The 23,214-nt window shown below is 69.1% G+C and carries 25 protein-coding genes and 2 pseudogenes; 9 read left to right on the plus strand and 18 right to left on the minus strand.

The window, feature by feature from the left end; all coding sequences use genetic code 11:
• The 6 genes from LI92_RS11995 to LI92_RS12020 all read right to left on the minus strand — a co-directional run.
• The coding region (locus tag LI92_RS11995; RefSeq protein ID WP_046319215.1) for a phosphate ABC transporter ATP-binding protein at positions 1-452 on the minus strand (452 nt) is incomplete at its 3' end.
• Positions 453-500: 48 nt separating this feature from the next.
• Entirely contained in the window at positions 501-1,415 is a 915-nt protein-coding gene (pstA, locus tag LI92_RS12000) for a phosphate ABC transporter permease PstA (RefSeq protein WP_046319179.1), read from the minus strand.
• Positions 1,412-2,350: a phosphate ABC transporter permease subunit PstC gene (gene pstC, locus LI92_RS12005; RefSeq protein WP_286135052.1), complete on the minus strand. Its 939-nt coding sequence runs from the start codon at positions 2,348-2,350 to the stop codon at positions 1,412-1,414. The genes pstA and pstC overlap by 4 nt, the downstream gene beginning before the upstream one ends.
• 97 nt (positions 2,351-2,447) lie before the next feature.
• Complete coding sequence (gene pstS, locus LI92_RS12010; protein WP_046319180.1) at positions 2,448-3,566, minus strand: phosphate ABC transporter substrate-binding protein PstS; 1,119 nt, start codon at positions 3,564-3,566, stop codon at positions 2,448-2,450.
• 109 nt (positions 3,567-3,675) lie between these two features.
• Entirely contained in the window at positions 3,676-4,578 is a 903-nt protein-coding gene (gene mshD / locus LI92_RS12015) for a mycothiol synthase (RefSeq protein WP_046319182.1), read from the minus strand.
• The gene (locus tag LI92_RS12020) at positions 4,575-5,336 is read right to left on the minus strand and encodes a winged helix-turn-helix transcriptional regulator (RefSeq protein ID WP_046319185.1); all 762 of its coding nucleotides are present in this window, start codon (positions 5,334-5,336) and stop codon (positions 4,575-4,577) included. Before LI92_RS12020 ends, mshD begins: the two co-directional genes overlap by 4 nt.
• A gap of 60 nt (positions 5,337-5,396) precedes the next feature.
• Between LI92_RS12020 and lmeA the strand changes: the two genes are divergently transcribed.
• The 7 genes from lmeA (at position 5,397) to LI92_RS12055 (ending at position 9,296) form a co-directional block, all read left to right on the plus strand.
• A complete protein-coding gene (gene lmeA, locus LI92_RS12025) occupies positions 5,397-6,188 on the plus strand; it encodes a mannan chain length control protein LmeA (RefSeq protein WP_192830039.1) in 792 nt (263 codons plus the stop codon).
• A complete protein-coding gene (locus tag LI92_RS12030; protein ID WP_046319190.1) occupies positions 6,185-6,601 on the plus strand; it encodes a thioredoxin family protein in 417 nt (138 codons plus the stop codon). Before lmeA ends, LI92_RS12030 begins: the two co-directional genes overlap by 4 nt.
• Positions 6,602-6,651: 50 nt before the next feature.
• Positions 6,652-6,720 carry a putative leader peptide gene (locus tag LI92_RS24510; RefSeq protein WP_350355359.1) on the plus strand — a complete coding sequence of 23 codons (69 nt, stop codon included), beginning with the start codon at positions 6,652-6,654 and terminating at the stop codon, positions 6,718-6,720.
• A 93-nt stretch (positions 6,721-6,813) separates the two neighbouring features.
• A complete protein-coding gene (locus tag LI92_RS12035) occupies positions 6,814-7,269 on the plus strand; it encodes a DUF4395 domain-containing protein (RefSeq protein ID WP_046319191.1) in 456 nt (151 codons plus the stop codon).
• A 39-nt stretch (positions 7,270-7,308) separates the two neighbouring features.
• The gene (locus LI92_RS12040; RefSeq protein WP_046319193.1) at positions 7,309-8,142 is read left to right on the plus strand and encodes a sulfurtransferase; all 834 of its coding nucleotides are present in this window, start codon (positions 7,309-7,311) and stop codon (positions 8,140-8,142) included.
• 1 nt (position 8,143) lies between these two features.
• A complete protein-coding gene (locus LI92_RS12045; RefSeq protein ID WP_046319195.1) occupies positions 8,144-8,446 on the plus strand; it encodes a DUF1416 domain-containing protein in 303 nt (100 codons plus the stop codon).
• Positions 8,447-8,618: 172 nt separating this feature from the next.
• Positions 8,619-9,296 (plus strand): heme-binding beta-barrel domain-containing protein, encoded by a 678-nt coding sequence (locus LI92_RS12055; RefSeq protein ID WP_046319196.1) that lies wholly within the window; start codon positions 8,619-8,621, stop codon positions 9,294-9,296.
• A gap of 40 nt (positions 9,297-9,336) precedes the next feature.
• Here LI92_RS12055 and LI92_RS12060 read toward each other — a convergent pair whose 3' ends face one another.
• On the minus strand, positions 9,337-10,206 hold the full coding sequence (locus LI92_RS12060; RefSeq protein WP_046319197.1) for an aminodeoxychorismate lyase: 870 nt from the start codon (positions 10,204-10,206) through the stop codon (positions 9,337-9,339).
• A 35-nt stretch (positions 10,207-10,241) separates the two neighbouring features.
• Between LI92_RS12060 and ygfZ the strand changes: the two genes are divergently transcribed.
• Together ygfZ and LI92_RS22350 are read left to right on the plus strand one after the other, a co-directional pair.
• Positions 10,242-11,315 carry a CAF17-like 4Fe-4S cluster assembly/insertion protein YgfZ gene (gene ygfZ / locus LI92_RS12065; protein ID WP_046319198.1) on the plus strand — a complete coding sequence of 358 codons (1,074 nt, stop codon included), beginning with the start codon at positions 10,242-10,244 and terminating at the stop codon, positions 11,313-11,315.
• Positions 11,316-11,451: 136 nt separating this feature from the next.
• Positions 11,452-11,619, plus strand: coding sequence for a DUF3073 domain-containing protein (locus tag LI92_RS22350; RefSeq protein ID WP_082104164.1), 168 nt, complete (start codon positions 11,452-11,454; stop codon positions 11,617-11,619).
• A gap of 68 nt (positions 11,620-11,687) precedes the next feature.
• Here the strand turns inward: LI92_RS22350 and purM are convergent, their stop codons facing one another.
• The 11 genes and pseudogenes from purM to LI92_RS12125 all read right to left on the minus strand — a co-directional run.
• Positions 11,688-12,773 (minus strand): phosphoribosylformylglycinamidine cyclo-ligase, encoded by a 1,086-nt coding sequence (purM, locus tag LI92_RS12075; protein WP_046319200.1) that lies wholly within the window; start codon positions 12,771-12,773, stop codon positions 11,688-11,690.
• 58 nt (positions 12,774-12,831) lie between these two features.
• Entirely contained in the window at positions 12,832-14,061 is a 1,230-nt protein-coding gene (locus LI92_RS12080; protein ID WP_046319201.1) for an acyl-CoA dehydrogenase family protein, read from the minus strand.
• Positions 14,058-15,200, minus strand: a complete 1,143-nt coding sequence (locus LI92_RS12085) for an acyl-CoA dehydrogenase family protein (RefSeq protein ID WP_046319202.1) — start codon at positions 15,198-15,200, stop codon at positions 14,058-14,060. Before LI92_RS12085 ends, LI92_RS12080 begins: the two co-directional genes overlap by 4 nt.
• Positions 15,201-15,273: 73 nt before the next feature.
• Complete coding sequence (locus LI92_RS12090; protein WP_046319203.1) at positions 15,274-15,726, minus strand: MarR family winged helix-turn-helix transcriptional regulator; 453 nt, start codon at positions 15,724-15,726, stop codon at positions 15,274-15,276.
• A 15-nt stretch (positions 15,727-15,741) separates the two neighbouring features.
• Positions 15,742-15,933, minus strand: a pseudogene (locus tag LI92_RS12095) (amidohydrolase family protein); the annotation flags it as partial.
• A gap of 32 nt (positions 15,934-15,965) precedes the next feature.
• Positions 15,966-17,483: an amidophosphoribosyltransferase gene (purF, locus tag LI92_RS12100; protein ID WP_046319206.1), complete on the minus strand. Its 1,518-nt coding sequence runs from the start codon at positions 17,481-17,483 to the stop codon at positions 15,966-15,968.
• A gap of 51 nt (positions 17,484-17,534) precedes the next feature.
• The gene (locus LI92_RS12105; RefSeq protein WP_046319208.1) at positions 17,535-17,939 is read right to left on the minus strand and encodes a sterol carrier family protein; all 405 of its coding nucleotides are present in this window, start codon (positions 17,937-17,939) and stop codon (positions 17,535-17,537) included.
• A 1-nt stretch (position 17,940) separates the two neighbouring features.
• Positions 17,941-18,783 carry an alpha/beta fold hydrolase gene (locus tag LI92_RS12110; protein ID WP_046319209.1) on the minus strand — a complete coding sequence of 281 codons (843 nt, stop codon included), beginning with the start codon at positions 18,781-18,783 and terminating at the stop codon, positions 17,941-17,943.
• 78 nt (positions 18,784-18,861) lie between these two features.
• Positions 18,862-20,553, minus strand: coding sequence for an alpha/beta hydrolase (locus tag LI92_RS12115; RefSeq protein WP_046319210.1), 1,692 nt, complete (start codon positions 20,551-20,553; stop codon positions 18,862-18,864).
• Between the two features lie 10 nt (positions 20,554-20,563).
• A complete protein-coding gene (gene purL, locus LI92_RS12120) occupies positions 20,564-22,843 on the minus strand; it encodes a phosphoribosylformylglycinamidine synthase subunit PurL (protein WP_192830040.1) in 2,280 nt (759 codons plus the stop codon).
• Between the two features lie 37 nt (positions 22,844-22,880).
• A pseudogene (locus tag LI92_RS12125) lies at positions 22,881-23,214 on the minus strand (M18 family aminopeptidase); the annotation flags it as partial.

The raw sequence follows: 23,214 nt of genomic DNA on the forward strand, positions 1-23,214 counted from the left end.
CCCGACAGCCCGCCGCCGGGCCTGTCCAGCCGGTCCTTGACCTCGTTCCACAGATTGGCGGCGCGCAGCGAGAATTCTGCGGTTTCATCGAGCGCACGGCGGTTGCGGATGCCCTGCAGTTTGAGGCCGGCCACCACGTTGTCGCGAATCGACATGGTGGGAAACGGATTCGGACGCTGGAACACCATTCCGACTGCCTGCCGAACGCCCACCGGGTCGATTCCGGGCAGGTAGATGTCCTCGCCGTCGAGCAGCACCGTGCCCTCGATGCGGGCCCCGGGAGTGGTCTCGTGCATCCGGTTGAGGGTGCGCAGCACCGTCGATTTCCCGCATCCCGAAGGCCCGATGAACGCGGTGACGCTTCGCGGCGCGACCGACAACGTCACGTCGGCCACCGCATGAAACGACCCGTAGTAGATGTTGAGGTCGGCCAGGTCCAACCTTTTAGCCACCGTGCAGCTCTCCTTGTTCGCCCACCGCTGGGTGTTGCCGAGTCAGATCTAGAACTTCTTGGGGGCGAAGATGCGCGCCCCGAACCTGGCCGCGACATTGAGTATCGCGATCAGCAGGATCAGCGTCAGAGCAGCGCCCCAGAGACGGTCTGTCGGCACTGCAGCTGCGCCGGCGCCCGCCGACGTCTGGTCGTACATCATCCCCGGCAACGATCCCATGAAGCCGTGGAACATATCGAAATTCATCGCCTGCGAATAGCCGACCAGAATCAGCAGCGGCGCGGTCTCGCCCATGACCCGGGCCAGCGCCAGCAGAATCCCGGTGACGATCCCGGACAACGCCGTGGGCAGCACGATGCTGGTGATGGTCTTCCACTTCGGCGCCCCCAACGCGTAGCTGGCTTCGCGCAGGTCCATCGGAATGATCCGCAGCATCTCCTCGGTCGCCCGCACGATCACCGGCACCATCAGCAGCACCAATGACAGCGAGACGGCGAAACCGGATCGCTGAAACCCGAGGGTGGCCACCCACAGGGCGTAGATGAACAGCGCCGCGACAATCGACGGCACCCCGGTCAGGATGTCCACCGCGAACGTCGCAAGCTTGCCCAGCCTGGTGCCGGCGCCGTATTCGACCAGGTAGATCGCCACGAAGATGCCGATCGGGATGGAGATTGCGGCGCACAGCAGTCCTTGCAGCAGCGTCCCGACGATCGCATGGTAAGCGCCGCCGCCGGCCACGAATGCGGTCATGCCGGCCTGCGAGTGCGTCCACCAGTCACTGGAAGATACGGCGCCGAAACCGAGTCTGAGCACTGAGAACATCACCCAGACCAGCGGCACCAGGGCCAAGGCCATCGCGAGGGTCACTAGCACCGTGGCAATCGCATTGGCCATCCGCCGGCGCGGCCCCACCCCCGCGAACGTGCGCGGCTTGACGGGCCGGTCCAGCAACGCGGTCATGACGGAACCTTTCGGGTGATCGCAATGCGCGCCAGCGCGTTGACGATCAGCGTCAGCACGAACAGCACCAGCCCGGCCGCGATGTAGGCACCTGCCTTGTACTGGTCGTTGAACTCCGATGCCGTGGCGGCGATCTTGGTGGCGAAGGTGGAACCGCCGTCGAACAACGACCAGTTGAACGCCTTCTGAGTGGAACGCAGGATGATCAGCAGGGCGACCGTCTCACCGAGCGCGCGGCCCAGACCGAGCATCGCGGCACTGATGTAGCCGGAGCGGCCGAACGGCAACACCACCATCTTGACCACCTCCCAGCGAGTCGCCCCCAGCGCCAGGGCGGCCTCGATCTGGCCACGGGGTGTCTGGGCCAGCACCTCGCGGGTGACGGCGGTGATGATCGGCAGGATCATCACCGCCAGCACGATTCCGCCGGTGAAGATGGTGCCGCCGCCGGCTACCGAGGCGTTGCCGGTGGCGAACAGGAAGAACCCGCCGAGGTGTTCGTTGAGCCACAGCGCGGTGCCCCGCAACCGCGGAGCGAGCACGTACAGACCCCACGCCCCGTAGATGATCGACGGCACTGCCGCCAGCAGTTCCACCATGTATCCCAGCGGCCCGACGAGGCGCCGGGGCGCGTATTGGGCGAGATAGACCGCCACACCCAGCGCAACCGGCATGGCCAGCGACAGGGCGAACAGCGAGACGAACACCGTCACCTGCAGCATCTCGGCAATGCCGAAATGCATGGCGGAGGTGTCGGTGGTGACCCAGCTGCCGCCGTAGGTGAAGAAGTTCTCCCGGTTGCGCTGCAGCGCCGGTATTGCGCGTAGCAGCAGGAAGCCTCCGACGGCCGTGATCACGACGATGATCAGCACCGCCGAGCCGGCCGCGGACAGGCGGAATATCCGGTCCTGGAGGCGGCTTGCGGTAGAACGCACCGCCGTCGACCTCACCGATGACGCAGACGGGGACACAGGCGCGGACACAGACGACTCGGCGATGCTCGACACCCCCTGATCGCTTGCGGGACGCCGCCTACTGGATCGCGTCGATCGCGGCACTCAGGCGCCGTTTCAACTGGTCCGGTAACCGAACGTATCCGGCAGCGGCCAGTTCGCCCTGGCCGCTGGTGGAGGCCGACCGCAGGAACGACTTCACGCCGGCCGAGGTGTCGGCGTCGTAGCCCTTCGAACAGACGATCTCGTAGGTCACCAAGACTAGCGGGTAGGCGGCGGCCTGCTTGGTGCCATACAGCGACCTCAGGTCCAGACGCATGTCGTTGCTGTCCTCGGAGAGGTATCCGGCGGACTGGATCGCGGCGCCGGCCGTGTCGTCGGTCGCGGCGACTGCTCCCGAGCCCGAATCGATCAGCGCCGAGAGCAGGCCGGCCTGGTCGGCGAAGCCCTTCTCGACATAGCCGACGGCACCCGGAGTGCTCTGCACCGCCTGCACCACCCCGGCCGACTTCTGGGCGCCTTCGCCCACGCCGCCCTGGAACTCGCTGCCCTCGCCCTTGGTCCAGGCCTGCGGCGCTGCGGCGCTGAGGTACTTCTGGAAGTTGTCGGTGGTGCCCGAGGAGTCCGATCGGTAGATCGGCGTGATGTCCATCGCCGGCAGCTGCGTTCCCGGGTTGAGGGCGACCAGCGCGGGGTCGTCCCAGCGGGTGATGCCGCCGCTGAAGATGCCGGCGAGCACGTCGCCGTCGACCACCAGGTTGTCCACCCCGTCGAGGTTGTAGGCGATGCTGACCGGCCCGAACACCAGCGGCAGATGCCACGCCGGGTTCTGGCGACACCGGGCAGCGGCCTCGGCCACCTGCGCCTGGCTCAGCGGCGAGTCGGATCCGGCGAAGTCGACGTGCCCGGCGATGAACTGTTCGCGGCCCGCACCCGAACCGGTCGGGTTATAGGAGAGGTTCTTTCCCGAACACTGCTGGCCCCACACCTGGTTGAACACCGCGATCGCATTCTGCTGAGCGGTCGAACCCTCGGCAGTCAACGTGCTCTTCCCGGAGCACTCAGCGGAATCCGCTGCGCCCGTAGTGATCCCGGTGCTGGTAGCGCTCGCACCGTTGTCGTCGCTGCCACAGCCGCTCAACGCCAGCCCGGTCATAGCGGCTGCCACCAGCGCAAGACCCGCCGTCGTGCGTGTCATCAGTTCTCGCTTTCTCACTCGGCATTGAGATCACTCCGGAACGTATGCGGCACTCATGGATGGCAACCACATGGCAGATGAACGGGTGGTGAATTGATTGGGCGAGTTGTCAGGCCTGATCAACCGCGGCGTAAGCGGTGTCGACGCTGTACACGGCGAAACCCAGCTGCTCGTAGGTGCGCAACGCCGCGGTGTTGTCCGCCTCGACATACAGCAGCACGATCGCCGAGTCGACATCGGCGAGCCGCTCGGCGAGATAGACCAGCCCCACCTCGGTGAGCACCCGGCCCAGGCCGCGTCCCTGGGCAGCCGGATCGACCCCGACGACGTATACCTCCCCCGCGCTTTCGGCTCCCGGCTTGCCGCGGTGGATCTTCGTCCAGTGGAACCCGAGCAGCGTCGGTCCGTCGAACGCCAGAAACAGGCCGCCCGGGTCGAACCAGGCCTCGGTGCGCCGTTGTGCCAGATCGTCCGCCGTCCAGCCGCCCTGCTCCGGGTGCCAGGCGAACGCGGCGTTGTTGACCCGCAGCAGCTCGGCGTCGTCGGCGGGGCCCGCGTAGCTGCGGATCGACACGCCCGGCGGAATCGCCGGCTGCGGTACGCCCCGGAGTGACCTGCGCATCTGCAGCAGTTCGCGGACCGCGACCAGCCCCAGGGCTTGAGCGGTTGCGCGGGCGGCGGGCAGGGTTCCGTGGGCCCAGAAACGGGTCTGGCCGCCGGTTCTGGCCAGCGCGGCGCGGGCCATCGCCGTCCCCAGGCCCCGGCGCCGGGCCGGCGGCGCCACCACCAGCTCTGCCATCGGAATGGCATCGCCGGCGGCCAGATTCAGGTAACCCACCGCGACGGCCCCGTCGGCGACGATCAAGTGTTCGGTGCGAGCGGCGGCGAGCTCGCGCAGCACCTGCTCCCCCACCGGCGCGACGCCGTCGTGCTCACCGGCGGCGGCGATCAGCTCACGAACCTGCCGCTGCTGGTCCGCGGTCAGTGCGCCATGCCAGTGCGGAGCGGTCACTGACTGGTCAGCGACTCGGAAGTACCGCCGTCGGCACCGTTGAGGTCGTCGAGCACCTCGTCATTCGCGGCGTCGGCGGCATGTTGTCCCCGCGCCGGCCGGACCGCCTTGTAGCCGACGTTGCGAACCGTGCCGATCAGCGACTCGTATTCCGGCCCGAGTTTGGCGCGCAGCCGCCGGACGTGCACATCGACCGTGCGCGTGCCGCCGAAGAAGTCGTAGCCCCACACCTCCTGCAGCAGCTGCGCCCGCGTGAAGACCCGGCCGACGTGCTGCGTGAGGTACTTGAGCAGCTCGAACTCCTTGTAAGTCAAGTCCAGCGGCTTGCCCCGCAGCCGCGCGGTGTAGGTGCCCTCGTCGATCAGCAGCTCACCGAGCTTGGTCTGTCCGGATGCCTGCTCGGCGGCCGGTGCGCCGCGCCGGCCCGTCAGCAGCCGCAGCCGGGCATCGGTTTCGGCCGGTCCGGTACCCGGAAGGAGAATCTCGTCGATCCCCCATTCGGCGTTGACCGCCACCAGACCGCCTTCGGTCACGACCGCGACCACCGGAACCGACCCCGCGGTGGCACTCAGCAGCCGGCACAGCCCACGTGCCCCCGCCAAATCGGTGCGCGCGTCCACCAGAACCACCTCGGCCGAACCGGCTTCAAGCAGCGCCGAGACCTCCGGAGCAGCCGTCCGCACCGTGTGTGCCAGCAACGACAGGGACGGCAGCACCGCGTCAGGGTGCATGTCAGCAGTCAACAGCAGTAGCTCCAACGAGGCCCTCCAGCGTCCCAGGTGCTCTAACGATAGCGTGCGACCTGCCAGAATGACTCGGTGCGCAGGGTGCTTATCGGGATGTCGGCCGCGATCGCGGCACTGGTCGTGGCGGTCGCCGGGTTTGATTTCGGGGCGGGCGTCTACGCCGAGTACCAATTATCCCGGGCCGTGCGCAAGGCCACCGACCTCACCGCGGACCCGTTCGTGGCGATCCTGGGCTTCCCGTTCCTGCCGCAGGCGCGCCGTGATCACTACGACGAAGTGGAGATCAAGGCCCCCGCCGTCACGCAGCCGATGATCGGCAAGGTGATGCTGGAGGCCACCATGCACTCGGTCGACCTGACCGAGGCCACCTGGCGATTCCGGCCCGACGCTGCGATACCGGTGGCCAAACTGGAGAGTCGAATTATCATCGGTTCTGTGCATTTGGGTCGCTATCTGGGCATTCGCGACCTGATGGTGGAGGCCCCGCCGTCGGAGACCGATGACAACACCGGCGGCACCACCGAGTCCGGAATCTCCAGCAGCCACGGCCTGGTGTTCACCGGCACCCCCGCGGGCTTCGGCAAGCGGGTGAGCGTGGCGGTGGACCTGTCGATCGCCGGCCCGGACCACAGCACCTTGGTGATCACCCCGACGGGCATCCTCACCGGCCCGGACACCGCCGATCAGGATGTTCCCGACGAGCAGCGCGTCGCGGTACTGACCGCGTTCCGTGGCAGCCTGCCCCAGCAGCGACTCCCGTTCGGGTTGGTCCCGACCAGCCAGGGCGCCCGTGGGTCCGACGTGATCATCGAGGGCATCGCCGACGACATGACGGTCACCCTGCCGGAGTTCCGCCCGCGATGAGCGTCATCGCGATCGCCACCGCCCTGCTGGCCGCCGGGGCCATCGGATGGTGGCTGAACCGGCGGGGCGGAGTCCTGCGGGAACTGCCCGAACGCAGCGACTCCACCGCGAGCGCCGACGCCGCCTTCCTCGGCATCGAGCCCGGCCGCCCGGCGGTGGTGCACTTCTCCGCGCCGTGGTGCGGACCGTGCGCCGGGGTGCGCCGTGTGGTCGAGAAGGTCTGCGATGACCTCGGGGGTCTCCCCCATCAGGAAGTCGACATCGACGCCAACCCGGAGGCCGCCCGCAGATTCTCGGTGTTGTCGCTGCCGACCACGGTGATCTTCGACACGAACGGCCGACAGCGCTACCGCGCCAGCGGCGTCCCGACGCTGGCGGACTTGCGTTCGGCCCTCGAACCCCTGTTGACCTGACCAGCCCTGCGTTGGGTAGGCTGTACTTCGTGTTCGCCCGCCTTGAGCTTGTGCTCACCAAGCGCCGCACAGTCGACCTGTGCCGCACCGCGGGCTGCTGCTGTTGTCGTTGTCGCTGAATCGCCGCGCTTTCGCGTCGCTATCGGAGCCGCCCGGAATGCCGTGGCATGTCTCCACCAGCCATTCGCAACGACAACACCAGGGAGCATTGCATGCAGGACACTCACACCGACACTGCGCAGGTAGATGTCCGTGGTCCCCGATTCGCCGCCTGGGTCACCACCGCCGTACTGGTGGCCGTGCTGCTCACCGCGCAGTTCAGCCCGGCGGCCGCAGCCGTTGCGCTGGGCGCCCAAGCAGCCGTTTTCGCGATCGGCGCGGCGCTGGGGCCCCGCCGCCACCCCTACGGGCGGTTGTTCGCCCGATTCGTCGCACCGCGGCTGGGGCCGGTCAGCGAGCGTGAGCCGGTGGCGCCGCTGCGCTTCGCCCAGCTCGTCGGCCTGGTGTTCGCCGTGCTGGGCGTCGCAGGTTTCGCCTTCGCACCCACGCTCGGTCTGATCGCGACCGCCTTCGCCCTGGCGGCGGCCTTCCTCAACGCCGCGTTCGGCATCTGTCTGGGCTGTCAGCTCTACCCGCTTGTCGTGCGCCTGCGGCCGAACGCGGCGTGACCCCCTCTTTCCTCGTTCTTAACCGAAAGGATTCCCACCATGGCACGCTCGGACGTCCTGGTCTCCACCGACTGGGCCGAGAGCAATCTCGACACGCCCGGCATCGTCTTCGTCGAGGTCGACGAAGACACCAGCGTCTATGACATCAACCACATCCCGGGCGCCATCCGGCTCGACTGGCGCAAGGACCTGCAGGACGGGGTGCGGCGCGATGTCGTCGACGCGGCCGCGTTCTCCAAGCTGCTCTCTGAGCGCGGTGTCTCCAACGATGACACCGTCATCCTGTACGGCGGCAACAACAACTGGTTCGCCGCCTTCGCCTACTGGTACTTCAAGCTCTACGGGCACGAGTCGGTCAAGCTGCTCGACGGCGGCCGCAAGAAGTGGGAGCTCGACGGACGCCCGTTGTCGAGTGAAACCGTCAGCCGACCGGCCACGTCCTACACCGCCAAGCAGCTCGATGAGTCGCTCCGTGCCCGCCGCGACGAGGTGATCGCAGCGATCAACACCAAGAACCTGGTCGATGTGCGCTCCCCCGAGGAGTTCTCCGGCAAGATTCTGGCCCCGGCACACCTGCCGCAGGAGCAGAGCCAGCAACGCGGCCACGTCCCCAGCGCGATCAACGTGCCGTGGAGCCGCGCCGCAAACGAGGACGGCACCTTCAAGTCCGACGATGAACTGGCCAAGCTCTACGCCGAAGCCGGCCTCGATGGCGAGAAGGAGACCATCGCCTATTGCCGTATCGGTGAGCGCTCGTCGCACACCTGGTTCGTGCTGCGTGAGCTGCTCGGACACCGCAATGTCAAGAACTACGACGGTAGTTGGATGGAATACGGCTCCCTGGTGGGTGCCCCGATCGAATTGGGAAGCTGATATGTGCTCTGGACCCAAGCAAGGACTCGCCCTGCCGGCCAACGTCGACCTGGAGAAGGAGACCGTGATCACCGGCCGCGTGGTCGACAGCAACGGTGCGTCGGTCGGTGGCGCCTTCGTCCGGCTGCTGGACTCCTCGGACGAGTTCACCGCTGAGGTCGTCGCCTCGGCCACCGGCGACTTCCGGTTCTTCGCGGCGCCGGGGGCCTGGAAGGTGCGGGCACTGTCCTCGGCCGGCAACGGCGACGCCGTGGTGACGCCGTCGGGCGCGGGCCTGCACGAGGTGGACATCAAAGTCGCCTGACGCGTCGCGGTGCCCGACGGCGGCGTCCCGCTGCACCCGGCTCCGCCGGCCTTGCGAACGCCGCTAGACTTTCCCCCGTGGTGTTGTTCTTCGAGTTGATGCTGGTGGCGGCTACTGGCCTGATCACCTGGTTCGCGCTGTACACGCTGTATCGGCTGATCACCGACGAGATGTGAGCGGTTCCGACCCAGGCACGCAGGCCGGCGGTGAGCACCCGGTCGAGCGCGGTTCCGGCGACCGTGCGGTAGCCGCCGCCGCCGAACGAGCCAAGCAGACGGCCGCCCGCAATATCCCGGTCTTCGACGACTTACCGTTCGCCGACACCGCCAACCTGCGCGAAGGTGCGAACCTGCACGACGCCCTGTTGGCACTGCTGCCGTTGGTCGGGGTGTGGCGCGGCGAAGGCGTGGGTCACGGCGCGCACGGTGACTACCGGTTCGGGCAGCAGATCGTGGTCTCCCACGACGGCGGCGACTACCTGAACTGGGAAGCGCGATCCTGGCGACTCTCCGACGGCGACGAGTCCACCGAGCCGACCCTGCGCGAGACCGGCTTCTGGCGTTTCATCGACGATCCGGACGACCCCGAGGAGTCCCAGGCCATCGAACTGCTGCTGGCGCACTCCACCGGCTATGTGGAGCTGTTCTACGGGCGTCCGCACGGCCCGGCCTCCTGGGAGCTGGTAACCGATGCGCTGGCACGCAGCAAATCGGGGGCGTTGATCGGCGGCGCCAAGCGTCTTTACGGCATCGTCGAAGACGGCGACCTGGCCTACGTCGAGGAGCGGGTGAACGCCGACGGTGAGCTGGTGCCGCACCTTTCGGCGCGACTGTCCCGCTTCGTCGGCTAAGCGCCGCACTGACGGGCTTCAGCCGCCGGCCACCGCAGGCTCAGCGCCCGATAGCGGTGTCGACCAGTCCGGCGAATTCGCGCTCGGACACCCGGGGGTTGAGCACCCGGCCGTCGAGGGTGTGCACCCTGGCCGCCAGCGTGATACTGGAGACCAGCCAGATATCTTGCGCCGCGGCCAGATCGGCCTGCCGCAGCGGGGCGTAGTCGCACTGGTAACCCGCGCCGCGGGCCACTACGAACAACGCCTCCTGGGTGGTGCCCCGCAGGATCGGGTGCGACAGCGGCGGCGTGATGAGCCGCCCGGGTTCCACCAGGACCACCGTCGAACGCGGGCCTTCCAACACGTAGCCGTCGGAACTGACGAAGATGACGTCGTCGGCGCCATGCTTCGCGGCGTAGCGCAGCGCCGCCATGTTCACCGCGTAGGACAGCGTCTTGGCGCCGGCGAGCAGCCATGGCATCTGCAGGCCCTGCGCGGACAGGCCGCGGTCCAGGGTCACCGCCGCCACCCCCTGGCGACGGGCCGCGAGGATCCGCTCCGGCAGCGGTGTCAGCATCACGTACTGGGTGGGCGCCGAGCCGCTTTCCCGGCCGCGGCTGTAGATCAGCCGCAATGCGCCCTCCCCGGTGCCCGTCCACTGCTCGACCGCGGTCTCGGCCGCACGGCGCCATTGGTCCAGGTCCGGGGCCGGCAGATCCATCAGTTCGGCCGAACGCGCCAGCCGGTGCAGGTGCTCGTCGAGGAGGCAGGCGTTGCCGTTGCGCACCAGCAGGGTTTCGAAGACCCCGTCGCCGCGCAGCGCCGCCAGGTCGTCGGCGTGCAGGAGCGGGGAGCCCGGCGCGGCCGGCCCGCCGCCCACGGTGACGATCGTCACGACGGTGTCGTCCTCATCGGCGTCGGCTGCCATGGACCGTGAGCGTAGCGGCTCCGTAGAGTTGGCATGTGTCCGCCGTCCCCGCACCCGATTCCGGCCCCGACGCCGGCGCCGTCTGGCACTATGGCGACCCGTTCGGCGAGCAGCGCAGCGCCGAGACCGGCGTCGTGTTGGTGGACCGGTCCCACCGCGCGGTGCTCGAGCTGAGCGGCTCGGACCGCAAGTCGTGGCTGCACAGCCTGTCCACCCAGCACGTCGCCGATCTTGCCGACGGCGCCAGCACCGAGAACCTCACCCTCGACCCCAGGGGGCACATCCAGAACCACTGGGTCCAGACCGAGTTGTCGGAACGGACGTACCTGGACACCGAACCGTGGCGCGGCACGCCGCTGATGGAACACCTGCGCAAGATGGTGTTCTGGGCCGACGTCCGCATCGAGCCCGCAGACTTGGCGGTGCTCTCGCTGCTGGGTCCGGGCCGCGACGGCCCGGAGGTCCTCGACGCGCTGGGGCTGGCCGCACCCCCCGGCGCCGTCGCGGCGCCGATCCCCGGCGGGTTTGTCCGCCGAACACCCGGCCAGGACGCGCTGGAGTTGCTGGTCCCGCACGCCGACAAGGGCCAGTGGCAGCAGCGGTTGACCCGCGCCGGGGTACGGCCTGCCGGAGTGTGGACCTATGAGGCCCGCCGGGTGGCAGCGGTGCGGCCCCGGCTCGGCGTGGACACCGACGAGCGCAGCATCCCGCACGAACTGAACTGGATCGGGGGGCCGGGCTCCGGCGCGGTGCACCTGGACAAAGGGTGCTACAGCGGGCAGGAGACCGTGGCCCGCGTGCACAACCTGGGCAAGCCGCCCCGCATGCTGGTGCTGCTGCACCTGGACGGATCGGTGGACCGGCCCGCGACCGGCGACCCGGTCACCGCCGGGGGCCGTCCGGTGGGCCGGCTGGGCACCGTGGTCGACCATTTCGAGCTGGGGCCTATCGCACTGGCGCTGCTCAAGCGCGCACTCCCGGCCGACACTGCGCTGCGGACCGGCGCCGACGCCGAGGTCAGTGCGGTGATCGACCCGGAATCGGTGCCACCACCGGATGCACCGGGTGCCGGGCGGCTGGCCGTCGACCGGCTACGGGGCCGGGCCTGACGGTGATCACGGCGACACAGGCCAGGTCGATAACTGGTGCGGCGGCACGGTAAGCTGTCGGCAGGACAAAACACACATTCAGATCGGAGCCGCCTGTTCATTGGGCCGCTCCGTTATTGCGCGAGGGGGTCCCCCCATGGGCCGCGGCCGGGCTAAGGCGAAGCAGACCAAGGTTGCTCGAGAGCTGAAGTACAGCTCACCAACAACCGATTTCACCCAGCTCCAACGTGAGCTGGCAGGGTCTGAGGTCAACGACTCCGACGGTGACGACTCCTGGAACGGCGACGACGACTGGCGCCGCTGAGCGCGCAGTCGTCTCCGAATCTGTCACTCCCCACAGGACTGTGGGACCCGGCCTAGAACCGCCGGGGTCTAGAACCTCGGGTGCTCCCCGACCAGCCTGGCCCCGTCGCCCGGTTCGGCATCCTTGCCCGGCTTGGTGATGGTGCCCAGCGGCCAGCAGTCCACGTGGCGGGCGGTCAGAATGGCCAGCGCGCGGTCGGTGTCCTCCGGCGCGACGACGGCCACCATGCCGACACCCAGATTGAACGTCTTCTCCATCTCCGCGCGACTGACCCGTCCGCGCTGGGCGATCATCGCGAACACCGGCGCCGGCGTCCAGGTGCCACGGTCCACCTCGGCGATTAGTCCGTCGGGGATGACGCGCGCCAGGTTGCCGGCCAAACCGCCACCGGTGACGTGACAGAAGGTCCGCACCTGCGTCTCGGCCGCCAGCGCCAGGCAGTCCTTGGCGTAGATACGGGTGGGCTCGAGCAGCTCCTCGCCCAGGGTGCGGCCGAACTCCTCGACGTGGCCGGCCAGGTTCATCCGGTCGATGTCGAGCAGCACCGCCCTTGCCAACGAGTAGCCGTTGGAATGCAGTCCTGAGGAACCCATCGCGATCAGCACGTCGCCGGGACGGACCCGCTCCGGGCCGAGCACGTTGTCAGCCTCCACCACCCCGACACCGGTCGCGGAGATGTCGTAGTGGTCGGGTTCCATCAGGCCGGGGTGCTCGGCGGTCTCACCACCGAGCAGCGCGCAGCCGGCCTGCACACAGCCCTCGGCGATCCCGGAGACGATCGCGGCGACCCGCTCGGGCACGGTGCGGCCCACGGCGATGTAATCCTGCAGGAACAGCGGCTCGGCGCCGCAGACCACCAGGTCGTCGACGACCATCGCCACCAGGTCGATGCCGACCGTGTCGTGCTTGTCGAGGGCCTGAGCGATCGCCAGCTTGGTGCCCACGCCGTCGGTGGAGGACGCCAACAACGGCTCACGGTAGTCGTTGCGCAGGGCGAACAGGCCGGCGAAGCCGCCAAGTCCGCCCCGCACCTCTGGCCTGGTGGCCTTGGCAGCCAATGGCTTGAACAATTCGACGGCCCGGTCGCCGGCCGCGATGTCCACTCCGGCCGATGCGTAGGTAACGCCCTGGGAATTCGATTCTGCTGACGTCATCGCGGTAAAGGCTACCGGTAGCCGACTGCGGACGGTATTGCGCTCGGCATTGAGGTGCTCAGAGCCGGTTGTGGCGTACCTGGTTGAACGGCACACCACGGTCGGCGGCGTACTCGCGGGGCAGGCCCAGGACGCGTTCGGCGATGACGTTGCGCGCCATCTCGTCGCTGCCCCCGCCGAGTCCCACGGTCTGGCGCGACAGGTAGCGGCGACCCACTCTGAGCAGGTGCGTCTCGTCGTCCACCACACCCAGCGGTCCGGCGACCGCCATGGCGGTGTCCACCTCCAGATAGGTCACGTCGGAGTGGAACAGCCGGATGATCGAGGCCGCGGCAGGCGGGAGCTCACCGCTGCGCATGCCCCGCCCGGCGTAGTCGATGAGCTTGTCGCGGACCATGCGCCGGGCGAGAACCCGGCCGATCTGATCCCGGGTCAGTGGATCGTCGGCGGTGCCGCACTCCTGCGCCAGGGCCAGGAAGTCCCCGGCGGCCATCTCGGTGCGTTCCGGCCCCCGCCCGCTGGCGAACTCCGAGCCCTGGCCCACCGCCCGGCGCTCGTGGTAGAGCAGCCGGGAGGCGACGTCCCAGCCCTTGTTGACCTCACCGACCACCGCGTCGGGCCCGAGCCGCAACCCGTCGAAGAACTCCTCGCAGAATTCGTTGGAGCCGTCGACCTGCTCGATGCGGCGCAGCGTGATGCCGGGCGCGTCGATCGGCACCAGGAACATGGTCAGGCCCTCGTGCTTGGGCACCGTCGCATCGGTGCGCACCAGCAGCAGCCCGAAGTCTGCCGCGAAGGCGCTGGTGCTCCATGTCTTGGCCCCGGTGACCACCCAGTCGTCGCCGTCCCGCTCGGCTCGGGTGATCAGGCCGGCCAGGTCGGATCCGCCGCTGGGCTCGGAGAGCAGCTGCACGAGCACCTCGTCGCCGCGCAGGGCGGCGCTGATGTGGCGGCGCTTCTGTTCCTCGCTGCCGGTGTCGAGCAGTGTGGCACAGCAGATGGTGAAGGTGGGGACGTTGAGGATCAACGGCATCTCATAACCGGCGCACTCGGCGTCGAAGGCTTTCTGATAGCCGATATCCAGGCCGAGACCGCCGTATTCGCGGGGAAAGCAGATGCCGGCGAAGCCGCCGTCATACAGGCGCCGCTGCAGTTCCCGCGCGCGTTGCCAGGCACCCTCGTCATCGCGGCCGTTGCGCGGGGGGTGCTGCGGGTCCAGGCGGGGCATGTTGGCGGCCAGCCAGTCGCGCGCCGACGCGGCGAAGGACTCCACGGAGATGTCGCTCATGCGGCGGGCTCCGTGCTGCTGGCGGCCGCGAAGATGGCCTGGTGATGCTCTGCGGGGGTGCCGAGCAGATTGCGGTACAGGGTGGCCCGACGCAGATACACGTGCAGGTCGTGTTCCCAGGTGACGCCGATTCCGCCGTGCAGTTGTACGCATTCCTGAATCAGCCGGCCCGCGTGCTCGCCGAGATAGGACTTGGCGGCCGCGGACCACATGGCCGCGTCGTCGTCGCGTGCGGCCACTTTGTCCACAGCGCCGTCGGCTATCGCTCGGCAGGCATGCAACCACATGGTCATGTCGGCCAACCGGTGCTTGATCGCCTGGTAGGACGCCAGCGGCCGGCCGAAGCTGTACCGGTCCCGGACCCAGTCCACCGTCATGGTCATGACGACGTCCAGGATGCCGGCGACTTCAGCGCAGACCAGGGCGATGCCCACCTGGGTCTGCCGGTCGATGAGGGCACCGGTCTGTGCCGCCGAACCCACCACCGCCGAGGCGTCGACTTCGGCATCGCTGAACTCGATGCGGGCGAACCGCTTCACCAGATCGATGCCGGGCTGCGCTGTCACCCGCACTCCGGGTGCGTCGGTACGGATCAGGAACTGGCGCAGCGCGCCGTCGTCGGTGCGGGCGCCGACCAGCACCAGGTCCGCCCGGTCCCCGGCCTCAACCCGGTCTTTGACTCCGTTGAGCCGGTAGCCGCCGTCGGTGGCGGTCGCGGTCAGCCCGGGCTGATGGGGGTGAAAGCCCCGGCCCGGTTCGTCGGCGGCCCAGGTAGCCACCAGCTCCCCGCAGAGCAGCGCGGCGATGCTGTGGGCGTGTGCCTGCCGGTTGTCGGCGTCGACCAGACCCGCCAGAACCGTGCTGACCGGACACAGCGGGCCCGGTGCCACGGTGCGTCCGATCTCGGTGGCGATCGCGGCCAGGTCCCGCAGCCCGCAGCCGGAGACGCTGCCGCCGCCGAGTTCCTCGGGCACCAGCAGCCCGGCCCACCCCAGTTCGGCCGCCTGCCGCCACCAGGCCTCGTCATAGGATTCACCGCGCGCGTGCAGGTCGCGCTGGTCGCTTAAGGCTGCGGTCTTGTCCAGAAAGGCACGGGCCGTGGCAACGAAAAGCTCGGTTTCGGTAGAGAGTTCGCTCATCTCATCTCATCTCATCTCCTCGTGGCTGCCAGGATCACCGGATCACCGCGACCCGGCCCCGACGGCTGGCCGGTCAGGGCTCGACGTGGTCGCCGAGCAGCGGGTGCCCGGCGCCCTGCTCGACGACCCGCGACAACAGTGCCCGCAACGCCTCCTGCTCATCCAGGCTCAAGACACCGAAGACCTGGTCGTGGGCGGCGATCGCATCCGCGACCACCGCCGAGGTCACCGCACGCCCCTCGTCGGTCAGGTAGGCGCGCAGGATGCGTCCGTGGTGGGGATCTTGCTTACGCTCTAGCAGGCCGCGGCGCTCGAGGGCGCTCAGCGCCAGCTGCACGCCCTGTGGGGTGATGAGCAGACGGCGCGCCAGCTCGGCGCCGGACAACCCCGGTTCGCCGGCCAGTTGGCGCAACAGACCGATCTGCGCGGTGCTCACACCGTGCTCGCTGATCGCTTCGTTCACGGTGGTCAGCGAGTAGTAGAAGGCCTGCTTGAGCAGCCACAGGATGTTGCTGGTCAGATCCATGTCCTGCTTTCCCTGTCACCTGCGTGAGTAGACCTGGCCGTCCTTCACGACAAAGCGCACGTCGAGGGTGACGCTGATGCTGAGGGCGAGATCACCCGGTACGGCGATGATATCGGCGCACTCACCCGACGCCAGCCGTCCCAGTTCGTGGCCGGCGTCGGTCAGTTCGGCACTGCCGACCGTGGCCGCCCGCAAGGCTGGAGGCGGTCATGCCAGGCCGGCGCGGTATGACCGGGGGCTCAGGACTGACTCAGCGCGGCGTCGTTGCCGCTTTCGGCTTTGAGCGCCGTGTTGGTCAGCATCTGCTCGATGACGTTCTTGCCCAGGGCACTGTCGTCGGGCAGCTCGATCGGGTAGTTGCCGTCGAAACACGCGCAGCACAGCCGCGAGGTGGGCTGTTCGGTGGCCGCGATCATGTCGTCCTGGCCGACGTAGCCCAGGCTGTCGGCGCCGATGGTGCGCCGCACCGCCTCGACCATCCCCTCCTCGTCATCGACGGCGTTGGCGATCAGCTCCGCCCGCGATGCGAAGTCGATGCCGTAAAAGCACGGCCACTTCACCGGCGGGGACGCGATGCGCACGTGCACCTCCACCGCGCCGGCCTCCCGCAGCATCCGCACCAGGGCACGCTGGGTATTGCCCCGCACGATCGAGTCGTCGACGACGATCAGTCGCTTACCGCGGATGATCTCCCGCAGCGGGTTGAGCTTGAGCCGGATGCCGAGCTGGCGGATGGTCTGGGACGGCTGGATGAACGTCCGTCCGACGTAGGCGTTCTTGGTCAGGCCCTGCCCGTAGTCGATGCCGGACTCCTGGGCATAGCCCACCGCGGCCGGGATGCCCGACTCCGGCACCCCGATGACCAGGTCGGCATCGACCTGGTGGGCGCGGGCCAGCCGACGGCCGATCTCCACCCGGGTGGCGTGCACCGACCGGCCGCCGATCGTGCTGTCCGGCCGCGCCAGGTAGACGTACTCGAAGACACAACCCTTGGGGGTGGGGTTAGCGAACCGGCTCGAGCGAACACCGTCGGCGTCGATCGCCAGCAGCTCACCGGGCTCGATGTCGCGGACGAACGAGGCACCGACGATGTCGAGCGCTGCGGTCTCCGATGCCACCACCCAGCCGCGGTCCAGCCGGCCCAGCGACAGCGGCCGCACGCCCCACGGGTCGCGGGCCGCGTAGAGCGTGTTCTCGTCCATGAAGGTCAGGCAGAACGCACCGCGTGCCGTCGGCAGCAGCTCCAGCGCCGCCTGCTCCAACGAGGTGTCGGCGGCACCGTGCGCCAGCAGGGCGCCCAGGATGTCGGAGTCGGTGGTGGCCACCCCGGGCTGGCGGGTGTCGATCAGCCCCAGTTCGCGGGCTCGTCCGGCCAGTTCAGCGGTGTTGACCAGGTTGCCGTTGTGACCGAGGGCCACGCCGGTGCCGGCTGCGGTGTGACGAAACACCGGCTGGGCGTTCTCCCAGGTGGTGTCGCCGGTGGTGGAGTAACGGCAGTGCCCGACGGCCACGTGCCCGGGCATGGCAGCCAGCGTCTGCTCCTCGAACACCTGGCTGACCAAGCCCAAATCCTTGAAGACCAGTACCTGCGAGCCGTCGCCGACCGCGATCCCGGCGGCCTCCTGGCCGCGGTGCTGCAGCGCATACAAGCCGTAATAGGTGAGTTTGGCCACGTCTTCCCCGGGCGCCCAAACCCCGAAGACGCCGCACTCTTCGCGGGGTGCGTTCTCAAGGTCTACTACCTGCTGGTCCGGCACGTTTCAGCTGCTCCAGGGGGACGGGCCTTAAGTGACGCGTTCAGTCTACGGTCAACACGCGTCAAGTTTCACCAACGGCAGCCATTCGGCGATCTCGCCGGCCCGAGAACCCGACAACCGCAGCTTCGCCGCGGCGGTCGCGTCGGCGGGATCGAGCAGGCCGGCGACCAACAGCAGCCAACTGCGCGGATCGGTCTCGACCACGTTGGGCGGGGTGCCGCGGGTGTGCCGCGGCCCGGCGATGCACTGCACCGCGACGAACGGCGGGATCCGCACCTCGACGCTGGCGCCGGGCGCCAGATCGGCCAGTGTGCGAGCCGTCAGACGGACCGCGGCCGCCAACTCGGCGCGGTCGGGGGCCGGCAGGCTCTCATCGCGCAGCCACGCCGCCAGCGCCTGCACGGCTGCGCGGGTCTGTGCCGGGTCCGGCTGCCGGCGGGGGCGGGCGGGGGCCATGTCAGTCCGCCGGGTGTGCGGCGAACCAGTCGAGCAGCAGGTCGGCGAGCCGGTCCGGGTCGGTGTCCGGGATCCAGTGCGAGACACCCTCCAGTACCTCGAACCGGCAGTCGGCGTCGACATACCGGGCCGTGTCGTGGGCCGCTTTGGGCTTCAGCGCCATGTCGTGGTCGCTCCACACGTACATGGTCGGCACCGAGATCTGCTGGTTGCTGTCTCCGATGTTCGACAGCGGCATACCGCGGTACCAGTTGAGCCCGCCGGTCAGCGCACCCGGTTCGGTCATGGCCCGCGCATCCCGCTCGGCCGCGTCCGCGATCTGGCCGCTGCGCCGCAGCGACTTGGCGGCCAGGGCGCCTTGCCGGCGCGTCAGCAGCCACTCCGGCAGCCAGGGCAGCTGGAAAAAGCCCATGTACCACGAAGCCAGCCCCTGACTGCTGGTGACAAACGACTTCAGGAAGGCGGCGGGATGGGGCACCGACACCGGCGACACCGTGGCGAGCCGTTCGGGCAGCTCGGCTGCCACGCCCCACGCGACCGCGGCGCCCCAGTCATGTCCCACCAAGTGCACCCGCTGCGCGCCACTGGCGTCGATCAGCGCCGCGATGTCGGCCACGAGTTCCGACATCCGATAGTCGCGGCGCCGGCGGGGCCGGGCACCCGGCGAGTAGCCGCGCTGGTTGGGCGCCAGGCATCGGTAGCCGGCGGCGGTGAGCCGGTCGATGACGGCGTTCCAGCTGTCGTTTCGCTGCGGGAAGCCGTGCAGCAACACCACGACGGGCCCCTCCGGCGGCCCGGCGTCGCGGACATCGAAGACCAGGCCGTCACGGGTATAGCGATCCATCGGTGAAGCATCCCGCATCGCGTCGCCCCGCGGTAGACGACCCCGGCGCACCGAGAGCCGCACCAACCCCGCGAGTGTCTACCGGTGCAGGGCAGCTCGGACCCGCTCGGTGTCGGCCGCCGTCCAGCCGTCGGGTGGCAGCACTGCCACGAGTCCGTCCAGAACCGTGCCGGAGTAGTTGTGGCCGTGCCCCGCGGGCATCTGCTCGCCGTGAAACAGGTCCGCGCTGACCTGCCAGAACGTCACCACCGGATACCAGCGCATCGAGGCGGTGCGGTCCGGTCCGGGTGGTTCGGTCAGCCAGTCGGGCCGCGCGAACAGCAGATCCGGTGTCCACCAGACCACCGGGTCGGAGGCGTGCTGAAGGAACAGCACACGGGGGCCGGGCCACTCCGGCGCGGCAGTCTCGGCGATCTCGGTCGGCAGTGTGCCCTGGGCGAAGCGCACCGTGCGGCCGTTGTCGTAACGCGGAAGTACCGCGGGGGTGCCGGGGTCGCGCCGCACCAGCAGGGCATGCCAGAGCGGGCTGGGATGCGGCGGCCCCACCCACAGCACGGCCTCATAGCCCATGTCGGCGATGTCGGGCAGCCACTCGAAGGCGGCCTGCCCGGCCATCGATCCCAGACTCTCGCCGTAGAGCATCAGTTTGGGCCGATGCGCGCCGGGCAGGCTTCGCCAGCGCTCGGCGATGGTCTGCACCAGCAGGCGTCCGGAGTCCATCGACTTGCGCTGATCGGCCAGGAACGAGATCCAACTCGGCAGGTAGGAGTACTGCACACCGACGATTGCGGTGTCGCCGTTGTAGAGCATCTCCACCGCGTCGGCCGCCGCCGGGTTGATCCACCCGGTTCCGGTGGTGGGCACCACCACCAGGACCCGCCGGTCGAAGGCGTGGGTGCGATCCAGCTCCTCGAGCAACAGCTGCATGCGGGCCTGGTCGTCGGCGGCGCTGTTCAGACCGGCGTACACCCGGATGGGTTCGCGGGCGGGCCGGTGGTTGACCCGGCTGAGCTCGTCGGCGCGCCGTCCCCCGGCGACGAAGGTGCGGCCCTGACTGCCCAGGCTGGCCCAGGACGCCACCGAATCCGGGCTGCCGGAGCGCTCCGGTTGCTGCGGCTGGAAAGTCCCGGGCACCGTGCCGCGGTCCTCGGGCTGGAACACCGCGCTGGCGCCGGCGAAGAATCCGCGGATCAGCACACCGTTGATCAACATGGTCAGCACGACGACGACGATCGCGCTGCCGATGAACATGGCGACTTCGCTGTTGAGGTGCCACCGCCGGATCAACGCCCGGGCCAGCAACCGGCTGGCGTCGATCAGTACCCGCACGACCGCGACGAGCGGGGCCGCCATCCCGATCGCCACGCCCAGGGTGCGCAGGTAGCCCAGGGTGCCGGGACCCTCTATGCCCAGCAGCTCGGAGACCTGGCGTTGCCAGCCCGCGGCCGGGACCAGCATCACGACGCACGCGGCCGGCGCCCCCACCACCACCGCTGCCTTCAGCGCTACCAAGACCCGGCGCGGCGGCGGCCACCAGTTCGCACCGCGCAGCACCAGCCGGTCCACCGTTGCGCCGATCAGCACCCCCAACCCATAGCCGAAGGCCGCGTTGATACCGCCGATCAGACCTTGGAACAACCAGTCGCGGGGCAACAGCGACGGCGTCAGCGACAGGCAGAAGAACAGCGCCCCGAACGCCATTCCGACGAAATTCAGGCGCAGCAGGCTCCACGCCCACACCAGCAGCGGGTGTCTCGCCGGCGCCTGCATGCCGATCTGGCTATCCGAAGATTCTCGGTAGCACTGCTTCGGAAGTGCTGCGCAGCTCTGCCAGCGACACAGTGAACTGGCCCTGGACCTCCAGCTCCTGCGACGCCTGGTCTACCACGCCGACGCGGGTGGCCGGCAGGCCGCGCGCCTCGCACATGGAACGGAACCGGCTCTCCTCGGTGCGCGGCACCGCCACCAGCACCCTGCCGGCCGACTCGGAGAACAGGAAGACGAACGGATCGGCGTCCTCGGGAAGCAGGATGCGGCATCCGGTCTCACCGGCGATCGCCGATTCGACCACGGCCTGGATCAGCCCGCCTTCGCTCAGGTCGTGGGCGGCCGACACCAGACCGTCGCGCGATGCCGCGCTGAGAACTTCGGCGAGCAGCTGCTCGCGCGCGAGGTCGACCTTCGGCGGCAGCCCACCGAGGTGGTCGCCGGTCACCTGCGCCCAGATCGATCCGTCGAACTCGTCGCGGGTGTCGCCGAGCAGGATCAGCGTCTCGCCGGGCTCGACGCCGAAGGCGGTCGGAATCCGCCGGGCGACGTCGTCGATGACGCCGAGCACCCCGACCACCGGGGTGGGGTGGATGGGGGTGGCGCCGGTCTGGTTGTAGAAGCTCACGTTGCCGCCGGTCACCGGAATACCCAGTGCCGCACAGCCGTCGGCCAGACCGCGGACGGCCTCGGCGAACTGCCACATCACCCCGGGGTCTTCCGGCGAGCCGAAGTTCAGGCAGTTGGTGACGGCGATCGGCGTGGCGCCGGTGACGGCCACGTTGCGGTAGGCCTCGGCCAGCGCCAGCTGCGCGCCGGCGTAGGGGTCGAGCTTGGTGTAGCGGCCGGAGGCATCGGTGGAGATCGCGATGCCGCGCCCGGATGTCTCGTCGATCCGCAGCATTCCGCCGTCGGCATGCTCGGCCAACACGGTGTTGCCGCGCACGTAACGGTCGTACTGCTCGGTGATGAACGCCCTGCTGCACAGGTGCGGACTGCCCAGCAGGGCAAGCAGCGTCGCGCGCAGCTCCTCCCCGGTCACCGGGCGCACCAGGCGCGCGGAGCGGTCGGCGTTGAGGGCGTCCTGGGTCTCCGGGCGCTCGACGGGGCGGTGATAGATCGGGCCTTCGTGGGCAACCGTGCGCGGGGGCACGTCCACGACGGTCTGTCCGTGCCAGGTGATCTGCAACCGGTCACCGTCGGTCACCTCGCCGATGACGGTGGCGAGCACGTCCCACTTGGCGCAGACCGCCATGAAGGCATCCACGTTCTCCGGGGCGACCACGGCGCACATGCGTTCCTGCGACTCGCTGGACAGCACTTCCGCCGGGGTCATGTTCGCCGCGCGCAGCGGCACCTTCTCCAGCTGAATCGCCATGCCGCCGTCACCGGCGGAGGCCAACTCGGAAGTCGCGCACGACAACCCGGCTCCCCCGAGGTCCTGAATGCCGACCACCAGCTTGGCGGCGTACAGCTCCAGGCAGCACTCGATGAGCACCTTCTCGGTGAACGGGTCGCCGACCTGGACCGACGGGAGCTTCTTGCGGCCCGCACCGCTCTCGTCGCCGCCGAAAGTGTCCGATGCCAGCACCGACACCCCACCGATGCCGTCCAGCCCGGTCCGCGCCCCGAACAGGACGATCTTGTTGCCGGCGCCGGAGGCGAACGCCAGGTGCAGGTCTTCCTTCTTCAGCACCCCGACGCACAGCGCGTTGACCAACGGGTTGCCCGCATAGCAGGGGTCGAAGACCGTCTCGCCGCCGATGTTGGGCAGGCCCAGTGAGTTGCCGTAGCCGCCGATGCCGCGTACCACACCGTCGAGCACCCGGCGGGTGTCGGGCGCGTCGGCGGCGCCGAAGCGCAGCTGGTCCATCACCGCGACCGGGCGGGCGCCCATCGCCATGATGTCGCGCACGATGCCCCCCACGCCGGTGGCCGCTCCCTGGTAGGGCTCGACGTAGGACGGGTGGTTGTGCGACTCCACCTTGAAGGTGACCGCCCAGCCGTCGCCGATGTCGACGACGCCGGCGTTCTCGCCGATACCGGCCAGCATCGCCTTGCGCATATCGTCGGTGGTGGTCTCCCCGAAGTAGCGCAGGTGCACCTTGGAGGACTTGTAGGAGCAGTGCTCGCTCCACATCACCGAGTACATGGCCAGTTCGGCGTCGGTGGGACGGCGGCCCAGGATGTCGCGGATGCGCTGGTACTCGTCGTCTTTGAGGCCCAGCTCGGCGAACGGTTGCGGGTGATCGGGCGTCGCCGCGGCGTGTTCGACGGTGTCCGGCGTGGTCAGGGACGTCACGGGGTCAGTGTATGGCACCGATTTCGGCTCACTGCGGGGCCAGGAACGCCGTCAGAGCCGCGGCGTAGGCGGCCACGTCACCAGCACCCATCAGCTCCCGCGCCGAATGCATGGCCAGCTGCGCAGCGCCCACGTCGACGGTGGGTATGCCGGTACCTGCGGCGCTCATCGGACCGATGGTCGAACCGCAGGGCAGATCGGCTCGGTGCTCGTAGCGCTGCAGCGCCACCCCGGCCTGGTCGCAGGCCAGCGCGAAGGTGGCCGCGGTGCGGCCGTCGGTGGCGTAGCGCAGGTTGGGCTGCACCTTCAGCACGGGGCCGGCGTTGACCGCGATCGGATGACCCGGTTCGTGGCGGTCCGGG

Origin of the sequence: Mycobacterium sp. UM_Kg1 (assembly GCF_000972925.1) — a bacterium.
GTDB lineage: Bacteria > Actinomycetota > Actinomycetes > Mycobacteriales > Mycobacteriaceae > Mycobacterium > Mycobacterium hiberniae.